Origin of the sequence: Streptomyces lincolnensis, assembly GCF_001685355.1 — a bacterium.
Taxonomy (GTDB): domain Bacteria; phylum Actinomycetota; class Actinomycetes; order Streptomycetales; family Streptomycetaceae; genus Streptomyces; species Streptomyces lincolnensis.
In genome coordinates this window covers 7276874-7291924 of sequence record NZ_CP016438.1, presented here as the reverse complement: position 1 = coordinate 7291924, position 15051 = coordinate 7276874, and the positions used below count along the sequence as shown (strand labels likewise).

At 72.4% G+C, this 15051-nt stretch carries 9 protein-coding genes and 2 pseudogenes; 1 reads left to right on the top strand and 10 read right to left on the bottom strand.

The features are described 5' to 3' along the window. Positions 1–119: 119 nt before the first annotated feature. The 10 genes and pseudogenes from SLINC_RS32535 to SLINC_RS48180 form a co-directional block, all read right to left on the bottom strand. Positions 120–1823, bottom strand: a complete 1704-nt coding sequence (locus SLINC_RS32535; RefSeq protein ID WP_067440662.1) for a proline--tRNA ligase — start codon at positions 1821–1823, stop codon at positions 120–122. Between the two features lie 69 nt (positions 1824–1892). Next, on the bottom strand, positions 1893–2423 hold the full coding sequence (locus SLINC_RS32530) for a GNAT family N-acetyltransferase (protein ID WP_067440659.1): 531 nt from the start codon (positions 2421–2423) through the stop codon (positions 1893–1895). A gap of 88 nt (positions 2424–2511) precedes the next feature. Continuing rightward, positions 2512–3360 carry a GNAT family N-acetyltransferase gene (locus SLINC_RS32525; RefSeq protein WP_067440656.1) on the bottom strand — a complete coding sequence of 283 codons (849 nt, stop codon included), beginning with the start codon at positions 3358–3360 and terminating at the stop codon, positions 2512–2514. 275 nt (positions 3361–3635) lie between these two features. Then, positions 3636–4793: a flavodoxin-dependent (E)-4-hydroxy-3-methylbut-2-enyl-diphosphate synthase gene (gene ispG / locus SLINC_RS32520; protein ID WP_067440653.1), complete on the bottom strand. Its 1158-nt coding sequence runs from the start codon at positions 4791–4793 to the stop codon at positions 3636–3638. A gap of 174 nt (positions 4794–4967) precedes the next feature. Beyond that, the gene (locus tag SLINC_RS32515; RefSeq protein WP_107406884.1) at positions 4968–6260 is read right to left on the bottom strand and encodes a M50 family metallopeptidase; all 1293 of its coding nucleotides are present in this window, start codon (positions 6258–6260) and stop codon (positions 4968–4970) included. 8 nt (positions 6261–6268) lie between these two features. Further along, complete coding sequence (dxr, locus tag SLINC_RS32510; RefSeq protein ID WP_067440647.1) at positions 6269–7525, bottom strand: 1-deoxy-D-xylulose-5-phosphate reductoisomerase; 1257 nt, start codon at positions 7523–7525, stop codon at positions 6269–6271. An 88-nt stretch (positions 7526–7613) separates the two neighbouring features. Continuing rightward, complete coding sequence (locus SLINC_RS32505; protein ID WP_067440644.1) at positions 7614–9545, bottom strand: acyl-CoA dehydrogenase family protein; 1932 nt, start codon at positions 9543–9545, stop codon at positions 7614–7616. Positions 9546–9814: 269 nt separating this feature from the next. Continuing rightward, complete coding sequence (locus SLINC_RS49940; protein ID WP_067440641.1) at positions 9815–11473, bottom strand: outer membrane protein assembly factor BamB family protein; 1659 nt, start codon at positions 11471–11473, stop codon at positions 9815–9817. Positions 11474–11567: 94 nt separating this feature from the next. Beyond that, a pseudogene (locus SLINC_RS50495) lies at positions 11568–11930 on the bottom strand (protein kinase domain-containing protein); the annotation flags it as partial. Positions 11931–12099: 169 nt separating this feature from the next. Next, positions 12100–13797: pseudogene (locus SLINC_RS48180) on the bottom strand (serine/threonine-protein kinase); the annotation flags it as partial. A 224-nt stretch (positions 13798–14021) separates the two neighbouring features. On the opposite strand from SLINC_RS48180, the gene SLINC_RS32485 reads away from it, so the two are divergent. After that, positions 14022–15035 carry a LacI family DNA-binding transcriptional regulator gene (locus tag SLINC_RS32485; protein WP_067440633.1) on the top strand — a complete coding sequence of 338 codons (1014 nt, stop codon included), beginning with the start codon at positions 14022–14024 and terminating at the stop codon, positions 15033–15035. Positions 15036–15051: the final 16 nt, after the last annotated feature.

Here is a 15051-nt window from a genome sequence, read left to right as displayed (position 1 = left end):
GGCTGGTGGGGGCTGGTCGCGCCCGCGCGGCGGAGCCGCAAATCGACACAGCCCCGCGCCCCTCAGGTGGGCCGGCCGACCCTGTGTTGTGACGACCAGCCCCCTGCCCGGATGCTTCTTTACGCGGTGAGGCGGGCGATCGCCTCGTCCACCGTGAGTTCCTCGCGCTCGCCGGTGCGGCGGTCCTTCAGTTCCAGAACGCCTTCGGCGGCGCGGCGGCCGGCCACCAGGATCTGGGGTACGCCGATCAGTTCGGAGTCCGTGAACTTCACGCCCGGGGAGACGCCGGCCCGGTCGTCGACCAGGACGCGGAGGCCGGCGGCGCGCAGCTTCTCGGAGACGTCGAGGGCCAGTTCGGTCTGGAGGGCCTTGCCCGCGGCGACCACGTGCACGTCGGCCGGGGCGACCTCCTTGGGCCAGCACAGACCCTTGTCGTCGGCGGTCTGCTCGGCGAGGGCGGCGACCGCGCGGGAGACGCCGATGCCGTAGGAGCCCATGGTCACGCGGACCGGCTTGCCGTGCTGACCGAGCACGTCGAGCTTGAGGGCGTCGGCGTACTTGCGGCCGAGCTGGAAGATGTGGCCGATCTCGATGGCGCGGTCCAGCTGGAGGCCGGTGCCGCACGCGGGACAGGGGTCGCCCTCCTGGACGACCACGACGTCGACGTACTCGTCGGCCTCGAAGTCACGGCCCGCGACGACGTTCCTGGCGTGCGTGTGCTCCTTGTTGGCGCCGGTGATCCAGGCGGTGCCGGGGGCGACCCGCGGGTCGGCGATGTACTTCACCTTCTCGCCCAGGCCCTGCGGGCCGACGTAGCCGCGGACCAGGTCGGGGCGGCCCGCGAAGTCGGTCTCGGTGACCATCTCGACGGTGGCCGGGGCGAAGTGGGCCTCGACCTTGTCCATGTCGACCTCGCGGTCGCCGGGCACGCCCACGGCGACGATCTCGCCGTCGACCTTCACCAGGAGGTTCTTGAGCGTGGCGGAGGCCGGGACGCCGAGGGAGGCGGCGAGGGTCTCGATGGTCGGGGTGTCGGGGGTCGGGATGTCCTCGGCGGCGGGGACGCCTGCCGCGTCCACCGGCTTCAGCGCATACGTGATCGCCTCGGTGTTGGCCGCGAAGTCGCAGTTCGGGCAGTCCGCGAAGGTGTCCTCGCCGGCGCCGGCCGGGGCGAGGAACTCCTCCGACTTGGAGCCGCCCATGGCGCCCGCCGTGGCGGCGCAGATGCGGTAGTCCAGGCCCAGGCGCGCGAAGATCTTCTGGTACGCCTCGCGGTGCAGGGCGTACGACTGGGCGAGACCCTCGTCCTCGGTGTCGAAGGAGTACGAGTCCTTCATCAGGAACTCGCGGCCGCGCAGGACGCCCGCGCGGGGCCGGGCCTCGTCACGGTACTTGTTCTGGATCTGGTAGAGGATGACCGGCAGGTCCTTGTAGGAGGACGCCTGGTCCTTCACCAGCAGGGTGAAGATCTCCTCGTGGGTGGGGCCGAGCAGGTAGTCGCCGCCCTTGCGGTCCTGGAGACGGAACAGCTCGGGGCCGTACTCCTGCCAGCGGCCGGTCGCCTCGTAGGGCTCACGCGGCAGCAGCGCGGGGAGCAGCACCTCCTGGCCGCCGACGGCGTCCATCTCCTCACGCACGACGCGCTCCACGTTGGCGAGGACCTTCTTGCCGAGCGGCAGCCAGCTCCACAGGCCGGCGGCGGTACGGCGGACGTAGCCGGCGCGGACGAGCAGCTTGTGGCTGAGGACCTCGGCGTCCGCCGGGTCGTCGCGCAGCGTCTTCGCCATCAACTGGGACATGCGCTGGACCGGGGTGTTCGCCATGGTTCTGCTCCTGCTGCATCTAGGTGATGGCAGGAGGTTAGCCGGGGGGTACGGGACGGTGGAAATCGGTTAGCGGCGGCGCAGCGGGAGAGGGGCGCCCATCACCGCGTACGGCTTCGGTGCGCTGGGGAAGAGAACCTGGCGGGCCAGGTCCACGTACCCGAGGGAGTGGTAGAGGCCGCGGGCCGGGCTGTCGGTGTCGATCGCGGAGAGGATCGAGCGGGGTTCGGCGACGCCGTCGGTGATCGTGGTGATCAGGGAGCGGCCGATGCCGCGGTTCTGGTGGCGGGGGTGGACGTGCAGCTCGGTGATCACGAAGGAGCCGTCCAGCCAGTCGTCGCAGTGGCGTGCTCTCAGGTACGGCTCCACGACGGTGGACCACCAGTGGGCGCGGTCGTTGGGCATGCCGTAGACGAACCCGACGAGGGCGCCGCCGACGCTCGCGCCGAGGGCTCTGGCGCCGGGATGGGTCATGTGGCGCAGGACGATCTGGCGGCGGACGGCGACCTCGTCGGGGCTCAGTCCGAAGGCGATGGCTTGGACGGCTAGGGCCTCGTCCACGTGGGCCGACAGGTCGAGGGGGCCGATGACGAGGTCCATGCGGGGAGCGTACAGGGGGGTGCGCCCGTCCCGCCGGGAGCGGGTCGGGCCGGTCGCGCCCGCGCGGCGGCGCTGCCCTCGGGCCGGCTCAGAACAGGACGCTCATGAACGCGCCGACCTCCTGGAAGCCGACTCGCCTGTACGTCCTTCTCGCCGCCGTGTTGAAGTCGTTGACGTAGAGGCTGGCCACCGGGGCCACGTCGGCGAGGGCGTAGCGCAGGACGGCGGCCATGCCGGGGGCGGCCAGGCCCCTGCCCCGGTACTCGGGGGCCACCCAGACGCCCTGGATCTGGCAGGCGCGGTCGGTGGCGGCGCCGATCTCGGCCTTGAAGGCGACCTTGCCGTGTTCGTCGAGGCGGGCGAAGGAGCGGCCGGAACCGACGAGTTCGGCGACGCGGGCCTGGTAGAGCAGGCCGCCGTCGCCGGCCATCGGGGAGACCCCGACCTCCTCGGTGAACATGGCCACGCACGCCGGCATGATCGTTTCCATCTCGTCCTTGCGGATGCGGCGGACGTAGGGATCCGGGGCGATGTCGGTGGGCATGCGGTCGGTGACCATGAGGGGCTGGTGGGAGCGGACCTCGCGGGCCGGGCCCCAGCTGGGTTCCAACAGGCGCCAGAGCTGGGCGGCGGACTCGGCGGGGCCGACGATCGAGGAGCAGCGGCGGCCGGCCCGGCGGGCGCGGTCGGCGAAGGCGCGGACGGCGCGCGGGGTGGCGCAGATGGGGACCAGGTTGGCGCCGGCGTAACACAGGGACGTGAGCATGCCGTCCTCGTACCAGCCCCACATCTCGCCGCCGAGCCGCCACGGGTCGAGGCCGGCGACCTGGACCCTCGACGTCACGAAGGCGTTCGCGACCGGCTCGCGGTCCAGGACGGCGAGCGCGGCGTCCAGGTCGCTCGGTTCGAGGACCCGGGAGGTGGTCTGGGTCAACACGGGCGGGGCCTCACAACTGGGGTCTGCTGATCTCCGCACTGTACCTGCGGATGCTGAGCAGTGCCGACCCGTGTTTCGGTGCCGGTTTGTTTTGGGGTGGGGGTGTGTTCGTGTGGCCGTCACTGGGGGCTGCCGCCCCCAGGCCCCCGCTGTCGGCCCTGAAGGGGCCTCGTCCTCAAACGCCGGACGGGCTGAGAAACCCAGGGGCGCGGGGAACTGCGCGGCCAGCCCCCACCCACCCGCAGAGGGGCGGCGGGGGCGAGGAAAGCGAGACCTCAGCCCGCCACGGCCACGGAGGGCTCGCCCGACGCGACGCCCTCCGCCTCCATCTGCTCCGCGAGCTTCATGGCCTCTTCGATGAGGGTCTCGACGATCTTGGACTCGGGGACGGTCTTGATGACCTCGCCCTTGACGAAGATCTGACCCTTGCCGTTGCCGGAGGCGACGCCGAGGTCGGCCTCGCGGGCCTCGCCGGGGCCGTTGACGACACAGCCCATGACGGCTACGCGGAGGGGGACCTCCATGCCGGTGAGGCCGGCGGTGACCTCTTCGGCGAGCTTGTAGACGTCGACCTGGGCGCGGCCGCAGGACGGGCAGGAGACGATCTCCAGGCCGCGCTGCTTGAGGTTGAGCGACTCCAGGATCTGGTTACCGACCTTGACCTCCTCCACGGGGGGCGCGGAGAGGGAGACGCGGATGGTGTCGCCGATGCCCTGCGAGAGGAGGGCGCCGAAGGCGACGGCCGACTTGATCGTGCCCTGGAAGGCCGGGCCCGCCTCGGTGACGCCGAGGTGGAGCGGGTAGTCGCACTGGGCGGCGAGCTGCTTGTAGGCCTCGATCATCACGACCGGGTCGTTGTGCTTGACCGAGATCTTGATGTCGCGGAAGTCGTGCTCCTCGAAGAGCGAGGCCTCCCACAGCGCGGACTCGACGAGGGCCTCGGGCGTCGCCTTGCCGTACTTCTGGAGCAGGCGCTTGTCCAGGGAGCCCGCGTTGACGCCGATGCGGATCGGGGTGCCGTGGTCCTTGGCGGCCCGCGCGATCTCCTTGACCTTGTCGTCGAACTGCTTGATGTTGCCGGGGTTGACGCGGACGGCCGCGCAGCCGGCCTCGATGGCCGCGAACACGTACTTCGGCTGGAAGTGGATGTCCGCGATCACCGGGAGCTGCGACTTGCGGGCGATCGTCGACAGCGCGTCCGCGTCGTCCTGCGTCGGGCACGCCACGCGCACGATCTGGCAGCCGGAGGCGGTCAGCTCGGCGATCTGCTGGAGGGTCGCGCCGATGTCGGACGTACGGGTCGTCGTCATCGACTGGACCGACACCGGTGCGTCACCGCCCACCGCGACCGTGCCGACCTGGATCTGCCGGCTCTTCCGGCGCTCGGCGAGCTTGGTCGGAACGGACGGCATGCCGAGAGAAATCGCAGTCATCTGCTGTGCAACCCCATGTCGTGGATCAAGATCCGGCCCCGTGGGAAGCGGCCTCGCCCTTGAGATTACGGCAAGGACGTGAACGGACGGGACAGGGATCCGCGAAGGTCCACTCCATGGTGTCCGGCGCCACGTGCCCGGTGGGCCGGCCGACGGCCGGCCCACCCGCGGCCGTCAGGAGATGCGGACCGGATTGACCACGTCCGCGACCAGCACGAGCAGGGTGAAGCAGATGAAGATTCCGGCCACCACATAGGCGACGGGCATCAGCTTCGCGACGTCGAACGGGCCGGGGTCGGGACGGCGCAGCACCTTCGCCGCGTTGCGGCGCAGCGACTCCCACAGGGCGCCCGCGATGTGGCCGCCGTCCAGGGGCAGCAGCGGGAGCATGTTGAAGAGGAACAGGGAGAGGTTGAAGCCCGCCACCAGCATCAGGGCCATGGCCAGCTGCTGGGTCGGGGGGATGTCCAGGGTGAAGATCTCGCCGCCCACCCGGGCCGCGCCCACCACGCCCATCGGGGAGTCCGGCTCCCGCGGGGCGTCGCCGAAGGCCGCGTCCCACAGGGCCGGGACCTTGCCGGGCAGGGCGGCGAGGGAGTCGACGGCGTCGGCGACGCGGTCGCCCATCCAGACCACGGAGTCGCCGAAGTCCTGCTTGACGATGCCGGTGGCGGCGCTGAAGCCGAGGAAGCCGGCGGTGACGTACTCTCCCTGGACGTACTGGCCGCTGGAGTCCTTCTTGGCGACCTGGTTGGAGGCGATCGTCGCGGTGAGGGTGACGTCCTTGCCGTCGCGCTCGACGACGATCGGGACCGTCCTGTCGGGGTTGGCGCGGATGAGGTCGGAGAGCCTGTTCCAGTCGTCGGTCTTCACACCGTTGAAGGAGAGGATCTTGTCGCCCGCCTTGAGGCCGGCGGCCGCGGCCGGGGAGGGCTGGTCGGACGCGGCGCACTTCTCGCGGTTCTCGCTCTGGGCGATGACGCACTGGGAGACCGAGCTGACGGTGTTGGTCTGCTGGGAGATGCCGAAGCCCATGAGAACGGTGAGGAACAGCGCCACCGCCAGGACCAGGTTGGCGAAGGGGCCCGCGAACATCACGATGACGCGCTTCCACGGCTTACGGGTGTAGAAGAGGCGGTTCTCGTCGCCGGGTTTGAGCTCCTCGAAGGCGGCCGAGCGGGCGTCCTCGATCATGCCGCGCCAGGGCGAGGTGGAGCGGGCCTCCAGACGGCCGTCCGGGCCGGGCGGGAACATGCCGATCATGCGGATGTAGCCGCCGAACGGGATGGCCTTGATGCCGTACTCGGTCTCCCCCTTCTTGCGGGAGAAGATCGTCGGGCCGAAGCCGACCATGTACTGCGGCACGCGGATACCGAAGAGCTTGGCGAAGGACAGGTGCCCCAGCTCGTGCCACGCGATCGACACCAGCAGGCCGATGGCGAAGAGCACTATGCCGAGGATGAACATCAGGGTCGTCATGCACGGGCCTCCGCCGTCTGTGCCGTCAGTTCCCGGGCCCGGGTCCGCGCCCAGGTCTCCGCTTCGAGGACGTCCGCGACGGTGAGCGAGGTTCCCCCGCGCGGGGTGCCGTGCTCCTCCACGACCCGCGTCACGGTCTCCATGATCCCGTTGAACGGGAGCGCGCCGGCCCGGAAGGCCTCCACGCTCTCCTCGTTGGCGGCATTGAACACCGCCGGGGCCGTGCCCGCGAGCTGTCCCACGTGTCGCGCCAGGTTCACCGACGGAAACGCGTCGTTGTCGAGGGGGAAGAACTCCCAGGTCGAAGCCTTGCTCCAGTCGAAGGCCGGGGCCGCGTCGGGGACGCGGTCGGGCCAGCCGAGGCCGATGGCGATCGGTCCGCGCATGTCGGGGGGCGTGGCCTGGGCGATCGTGGATCCGTCCGTGAACTCAATCATCGAGTGGACATACGACTGGGGATGCACGACCACCTCAATGCGGTCGAAGGGAATGTCGTAGAGGAGGTGTGCCTCGATGACCTCCAGGCCCTTGTTGACGAGGGTCGCGGAGTTGATCGTGATCACGGGGCCCATGGCCCAGGTGGGGTGGGCGAGGGCGTCCTCGACGGTGACCCGGTCTAGCTCGGCCCTGGTGCGGCCGCGGAAGGGGCCGCCGGAGGCGGTGACGACGAGCTTGCGGATGTCCGCTCTGGTGCCGGCCGCCAGCGCCTGGAAGAGGGCCGCGTGCTCGGAGTCCACGGGGATGATCTGGCCGGGCTCGGCGAGGGCCCTGACCAGCGGGCCGCCCACGATGAGCGACTCCTTGTTGGCGAGCGCGAGGGTGCGGCCCGCCTCCAGGGCGGCGAGGGTCGGGGCGAGGCCGATGGAGCCGGTGATGCCGTTGAGGACGGTGTGGCAGTCGGAGGCGGCGACCTGGGTGGCCGCGTCCGGTCCGGCGAGGATCTCGGGAAGCGGCTCGCCCGTGCCGTAACGGTCGGTCAGCGCTTCCTTCAGCGCCGGTACGGCGTCCTCGCGGGCCACCGCGACGGTCCGCGCCCTCAGCCGGTACGCCTGCTCGGCCAGGAGGCCGACCCTGCCGCCGTTGGCCGAGAGTGCCGTCACCCGGAAACGGTCGGGGTTGCGCAGCACGAGATCGATGGCCTGGGTGCCGATCGATCCGGTGGAACCGAGAATCACCACGTCCTTGGGACCGTCGCCCGCGAGGGGGTCGTGGACGCGGTGCGGATCGGCGAGAGGGGCTGGACTGTCACTCATCCCTCCATTGTGGCCGTAAGGACGGTGTATGAGGACAGCGCGTCCCCCTCACGGGGGGGCGTGAGGGGGACGCGCTGTCATGGGCCGGTCACCGGATCGGGCGGTGGACGTTCTCCTTCTGCGAGGGGCCGGGGGTCGCGTCCGCGATCCACGGGCCGTCGCCGGAGGGGTCGACGATGCCGTCCTCCAGCCAGGTGTAGGTGCCGGAGAGCACGCCCTTGACGACCGTGCGGTCGAGGTCGTCGGTGTTGTTCCACAGGCGGCCGAAGAGTTCCTCGACGCGGACGCGGGACTGGCGGCAGAAGACGTCGGCCAGTTGGTAGGCCTCGCGGCCGTGGGCCTCGGTGGAGCGCAGGAGTTCGGCGCGGACGCAGGCCGCGCTCATCGCGAACAGTTCGGCGCCGATGTCGACGATCCGGCCGAGGAAGCCCTGCTTGGTCTCCATCCGGCCCTGCCAGCGGGACATGGCGTAGAAGGTGGAGCGGGCGAGTTTGCGGGCGGTGCGCTCGACGTAGCGCAGGTGTCCGGAGAGGTCGACCTCACGTTTGAACTCGCTGTAGGAGTTCGGGAGTTGACCGGGCCCCGCGACCAGTTTCGGCAGCCACTTCGCGTAGAAGACGCCCGCGTTCGCGCCCGCCTTCGCCTTGTCGCCCAGGGACTTGTCCGGGTCGATGAGGTCACCGGCCACGGACAGGTGGGCGTCGACCGCCTCGCGGGCGATGAGGAGGTGCATGATCTCCGTCGAGCCCTCGAAGATGCGGTTGATGCGCAGGTCGCGCAGGACCTGTTCGGCGGGGACCGCGCGTTCGCCGCGGGCCCTGAGCGACTCGGCCGTCTCGAAGCCGCGGCCGCCGCGGATCTGGACGAGTTCGTCGGCGACGAGCCAGGCCATCTCGGAGGCGTAGAGCTTGGCGAGGGCGCCCTCGATGCGGATGTCGTTGCGGTCCTCGTCCGCCATCTGCGAGGACAGGTCCAGTACGGCCTCCAGGGCGAACGTCGTCGCCGCGATGAAGGAGATCTTCGAGCCGACGGCCTCGTGGTGGGCGATGGGCTTGCCCCACTGCTCGCGGGCCGCCGACCACTCGCGGGCGATCTTCAGGCACCACTTGCCGGCGGCGACGCAGGAGGCGGGGAGCGAGAGGCGGCCGGTGTTGAGGGTGGTCAGCGCGATCTTCAGGCCCGCGCCCTCGGGGCCGATGCGGTGCGCGGCGGGGACCCGGACCTGGTGGAAGCGGGTGACGCCGTTCTCGATGCCGCGCAGGCCCAGGAAGGCGTTGCGGTTCTCGACGGTGACGCCGGGCGAGTTGGTCTCCACGACGAAGGCGGTGATGCCGCCCTTGTGGCCCTCGCTCTTCGGCACCCGGGCCATCACGACGAGGAGGTCGGCGACCACGCCGTTGGTGGTCCACAGCTTCACGCCGTCGAGGACGTAGTCGTCCCCGTCGGGCACGGCGCTGGTGGCCAGCCGGGCCGGGTCCGAGCCGACGTCGGGCTCGGTGAGGAGGAAGGCGCTGATGTCGGTGCGGGCGCAGCGGGGCAGGAACTGTTCCTTCTGTTCGGGCGTGCCGAACAGTTTCAGCGGCTGCGGTACGCCGATCGACTGATGCGCGGAGAGCAGCACGCCGATCGCCGGGCTGGCGGAGCCCGCCAGGGAGAGCGCCTTGTTGTAGTACACCTGGGTGAGGCCGAGGCCGCCGTACTTGGTGTCGATCTTCATGCCGAGGGCGCCGAGTTCCTTGAGGCCGTTGACGACCTCGTCGGGGATCCGTGCCTCGCGCTCGATGAGGGCGCCGTCGACCTTGCTCTCGCAGAAGTCGCGGAGCTTGGCGAGGAACTCCTCGCCGCGCTGGGCGTCCTCGGTGGGCGGCATGGGGTGGGGGTGGATGAGGTCGAGCCGGAAGCGGCCGAGGAACAGTTCCTTGGCGAAGCTGGGCTTGCGCCAGTCCTGTTCCCGGGCCGCCTCCGCCACCTCGCGCGCCTCGCGCTCGGTGACGGTGGGTTTCGTAGGTGCTGCGGACATCAGGCTCACCTCGCCGCGAATCGGGATCTTGGGGCCTTTTGCTGACCGACGGCCTATTGGTTACCGACCGGTGCTACCCGATCGTATGTACCCGATCCCGGCCGACCCCACCACCCCTTGCACCCGGTCACGTGCCGCCGTTCAGCCGATGTCCACCGAGTACGCCCTGGTGTCCGGGCGGCCCGTGCCCGGAGACGCCGAGGGCGGCCGTGGTGGCGACGAGGGGCTTCGCCGTCTTGGACTGGCGGGGGCAGCGATGCTGGTTGCCGTCAGGGCAGCGGGTGGGCGCGCAGGCGGTTGCCCCGCAGGACGTACAGGGTGCGGGGGTCGGCGAGGAGCTGGACGTCGGCGGGTTCGCTGTCGACGGACTTCAGCGTCCAGGCCGTCCTGTGGGTGCGCAGATCGACGGCGACCGCGTCCTCGGGGGCCCCTCCGAGGCCGTTGCCGGTCTGCGGGAAGACGTAGCCGCCCGCTAGCAGCGGTGGCGGCGAGGCGCCGCCCGAGAGGGTGCCGGGGCGCTCCCAGCTCCACAGCCGCTTCTTGTCGTCACGGCCGACGGCCACCAGGTCCTGGCCGACGATGGTCACGTAGACCGCGGAACCGGCGATGGTCGAACCGCCGTACATGACATGCCCCTTCAGCTCCGTCCCCAGTTCCTCCGGGTCCACGCTCCACCGGGTGCGGCCGGTGCGCAGGTCGACGCAGAGGCAGCCGCGTCCCCCGATCACGGCCACGCCGTGCCCGGCCGCGACCGTGCGGTCGGTCAGCTCGTCGTACCTGCGGTCCAGGGCGGTGGCGGCCAGGGCGCGGCGCCACATCGGGGCGCCGCTGTCCGCCCGGTAGGCGGTGACCGCGTCGTTCTCCAGGAACAGCAGCACCCCTTCGGCGACCGCTCCGACCGCGCCCTCGGCGTCGCTGGGCGGCAGGCGGCGGCGCCAGCGCAGCCGGCGGGCGGCGAGGTCGTAGGCGAGGAGGTGGCGCTCCAGGTCCTGGGGTTTGTCGCCGTAGCCGGCGCCGGGCCGGTGCCCCATCGCGTAGACGGTCCGGGTGTCGGCCGCGAACACGGGGGCGAGCAGCAGGGCGAAGCTGACGCCGAGCGGGGCGCTGAACCAGACCCGGCCGTCGGACGCCTCGACGCCGGCGAGCCGGCCACTGGGCCCCGTGCCCCGGCCGACGGCCGCCGTCCCGCATGCCCTGAGGTGGCCGCCGATGCCCTCGGCCGTCCACCGCGGGGCGCCCCGGCGGGCGTCGATGCCGTGGACCTGGTTGTCGCTCGCGGGGACGAGGAGGGTGCCGTCGACGAGGGCGGCCACCCGGCGGGTGCCGACGTTGACGTCGGCGCGGTACTCCCAGCGGGCGCCCGGCGGTCCGCCCAGTGGTCCGCCAGGGCGCCCGGCCCCGGTCCGGGACGGTGAGGCGCCGGGCTCGGGCGCCTTGGCCGTCCGCCCGGCCCGCTGTTCCTCGGGCCGGGTCGCCCAGACGGCGCCGCCCGCTCCGGCGAGGGCGACCGCGGCGGCGCCGGTGAGCAGCCGGCGGCGGGTGAGGCGGGCGGAGCCGGGCGGTGCCGAGGCGGTGCGGGGCGGCGGCGGGCCGCCGATCCGGGCGGTGCGGGCGGCTATGTCGGCGAGCACCGGGGCGGGCAGCCGGTCGCCGAACCAGCCCTGGCCGCCCGCCCGTTCGGCGACGGCGGCGGCCGTCGGGCGCGCTCCCGGTTCCTTGGCCAGGCAGTCGGCGAGCAGGGGCCGCAACTCCTCGGGCACCGCTTCGAGTTCGGGGTCCTGGTGGGTGATGCGGTAGAGCACCTCGGCCGGCCGGCCCTCGCCGAAGGGCGGCCGGCCGCAGGCGGTGTACGTCAGCACCGAGCCGAGCGCGAACACATCGCCGGGTGGACCGGCCGGGCCGTCGGCGGCGAGCTGCTCGGGGGCCATGTAGGCGGGGGTGCCGGGGCTCTCGCCTGCGCGGGTGGGGCGCGTGCGCGGTCTGCGCGATACCGAAGTCGACGAGGACCGGGCAGGCGGGCGTGAGCAGGATGTTGGAGGGCTTGAGGTCCCGGTGGACGACGCCCGCCCGGTGCAGCGCGGCCAGCGCGGTGGCGAGCCGGGCGGCGAGGGCGCGGACGGGCCGCTCGGGCCAGGGGCCGTGGGCGGCGACGGCCTCGGCGAGCGAGGGGCCGAGGACGTAGGCGGTGGCCAGCCACGGCCGTCCGCCGTCCGTGCCCGCGCCGGCGAACGGCGGTACGTACGGCAGGTCGCCGAGCGCCCGCACGGCGTCGGTCTCCCTGCGGATCCGCTCGACGACGTCCGGATCGCCGGTGAGCGCCGGATGCACCGCCTTGAGCGCGACCGTGCGGCCCGTGGGCGTCCGGGCGAGGTAGACCGTGCCCATGCCGCCGGCGCCGAGCCGGGCCAGCAGCCGGTGGCCTCCGATGAGGGCGGGGTCGTCGTCGGTGAGGGGGTACGGCGGCATCGCCTCCGTCGTGCACGGCGGGGGCGGGGGCGCCGGCCGCTCCGCCCTTCCAGAGCACCGGCCTGCCCATGTTCCAGGTCCAACTCGTGGCGCCGGTAAGGGTGTCGAGGACCTGGGCCAGTCCGTCGTCGGTGCTGATCACCAGGCGCTGCCGGGTCACGGCGGCCCGGGCGGTGCCGCTACCGCCGACGGAGCGCTCGGAGGTCCAGCCGATCCGACGGTCCGTCAGGTCCACTGCGCGGGCGTGGCGTTGGCGGTCGAGGACGTACACCGCCCGGTCGTCGACGGCGAGGGTCTGCACGGCACCGATGTCCGCGGTCCGCCAACGCGGCCGTCCGGTACGGGAGTCGAGGGCGGTGACCCCGCCGCCGCCGGTGACGACGAGGATCGCGGTGCCGGCGACGAGGAGGGCGCCCTGCCGGTCGGGGGGCCTGTCCCCGGTCCAGCTCCAGGCGGGACGTCCGGTGTGCTGGACCCAGGCGCCCACGCCCTCCGCGGCGCCCGCGGCGACGACCTGCCCGACGGTGACCGGGCCGGGCCCCGCCGGGTGCACGCCCCCGGCCTGCCACAGGGCCGCGGGCACGATGTCGGCGGTGGGGCTGGCCAAGGGCTCGGCCACGGGAACCCCGTTCTCGGTGCGCCGCTCCGGCGGCTCGGCCGACCGGCCCCGGCCGGTGACCCACCAGACCCCGACACCCGTCCCGGCCACGGACACCCCGGCGGCCCCCACCAGGAAGGCCCGCCGCGAGGCGCGTCGCCCCGGCGCGACGGTACGCAGGAGGGCGTCGGCCCCGGTGGCCCGACGGTCGATCTCGGTGGCGATGAGGGGGGTGAGCCAGGGGGCGGGCTGAGCGGGCACGGGCCTTGATCGGCCAGGCAGGATGCCCCACCGCGGCCCCTCGGGGCCCGACGGAGACCCACCCGACACAGGCGGCCCCACCCCCAGCAACCTCCCCCCGAACCCAGGAACATCCGCCCCCGAACCCTCACCCCACCGAACCAGCTCCCCCGGTGAAGGCCGGTGAGCCGCGTCCTTCGTCAGACAGGCCCGGATCACGTCGACGAGGGCTTCCGGTACGCCGTCCAGGTGGGGTTCCTCGTGGACCACGCGGTAGCCGACCGCCGCGGGGTGCCCGGAGCCGAAGGGGGCGCGGCCGGTGCAGGTGAAGGTGAGGACCGCGCCGAGGGCGAAGACGTCGGCGGCGGGTCCCGCGCGGCGGCCCGTGATCTGTTCCGGAGGGGCGTAGCCGGGCGTGGCGGGGGCCAGGCCCGGCTGGGTGAGGGTGAGGCCGTATTCGGGGCGGGCGATGCCGAAGTCGATGACGCGGGCGCCCTCGCGGGTGAGGACGATGTTGGAGGGCTTGAGGTCCCGGTGGACCAGCCCGGCCTCGTGGATCACCGTGACGGCCCGGGCCAGTTCGGCCAGCAGCGCCCGCGCTCCGGCCTCGGTGAAAGGCCCGTACGCCGTCACCGCCTCGTGCAGCGTGGGCCCGGCCAGATACGCGGCGGCGAGCCACGGCACGGGCCCGTCGAGGTCGTAGCCGAGGACGGGGGCCACCCCGGGGCCGCGCACCGCGGACGCGGCGTCGGCCTCGCGCCGGAAGCGCCGCACCATCGATTCGTCCCGCGCCGGCTCGGGACGCAGTACTTTCACGGCCGCAGCCCGTCCCCGCGGGTCCCGTCCGAGGTGCACCGCGCACATGCCGCCCTCGCCGAGCGGCGCGAGGATCCGGTACGGCCCGATCCACCGCGCGGGCTCGGCCGCCCCCGATCCATGGCCCCCCACGGCCGGTCATGGTAGGGAGGAACCCGCACCTCGGGAAGACCGGACAGGCCGCCCGCCACCCGAGCGGGCCGCCAGGTCCGCGGGCCTTCTGTCGAAGTCTCTTGTCGAAGCGCTTCGACAACCTATGGACACCCACTCCCGGTGGAGCTACTGTCGAACCACCCTCACCCGCCGTTGTTCGCACTGCGCACTGTCGAAGCGCTTCACAAAGCTTGGAGAGCTGGATGGTCACCCTCGCCGAGGTCGCCCAGCACGCCGGAGTCTCGGCGAGCACGGTGAGCTATGTCCTCAGCGGCAAGCGGTCCATCTCCGGTGCCACCCGGCAGCGGGTCGAGGAGAGCATCCGCGAGCTGGGCTACCACCCGAACGCGGGCGCCCGCGCCCTGGCCAGCAGCAAGTCGAACATCATCGCGCTGATGATCCCCCTGCGCACCGACATGTACGTACCGGTGATGATGGAGATCGCCATCGCGGTCGCCACCACGGCCCGCACACACGGCTACGACGTCCTGCTGCTCACCGGCGAGGAGGGTCCCGACGCCGTACGCCGCGTCACCGGCAGCGGGCTCGCCGACGCGATGATCGTCATGGACGTGGAACTCGACGACGAGCGGCTGCCGTTGCTGCGCGGCACCGACCAGCCCTCCGTCCTCATCGGTCTGCCCGCCGACACCTCGGAGCTGACCTGCGTGGACCTGGACTTCCGGGCGACGGGCGCGCTGTGCGTGGAACACCTGGCGAAGCTGGGGCACCGCGACATCGCTGTCATCGGCGAGGCCCCGGCGGTCTACGAGCGGCACACCGGCTTCGCCGAGCGCACGCTCGACGGACTGCGGTCGCGCGCCGGGGAGTTGGGCGTGCGGCTGCTGCACCGGCCGTGCGACGGCGGCTACGACGCGATGGCCGTGACCCTCGCCCGGGTCCTCGACGAACGCCCCACCACCACCGGGTTCGTCGTCCAGAACGAGTCGGCGGTCGAACCGCTGCTCGCCCTGCTGCGCCAGCAGGGCAGGGCCGTCCCCGAGGACGTGTCGGTGGTGGCGATCTGCCCCGACCAGGTCGCCGTCCAGGCCTCGGTGCGGCTGACGTCGGTCGCCATCCCCGCTCAGGAGATGGGCCGGCACGCCGTGGCGCGGCTGGTGGCCAAGCTCGAAGGCAGGGGCACCGACGAAGTCGTGCTGATCGCGCCCGAGTTGACGGTCAGGGCCAGCACGGGCCCGGCGCCGTCGGCGTCCTGAAGCACGACAGAAGCAC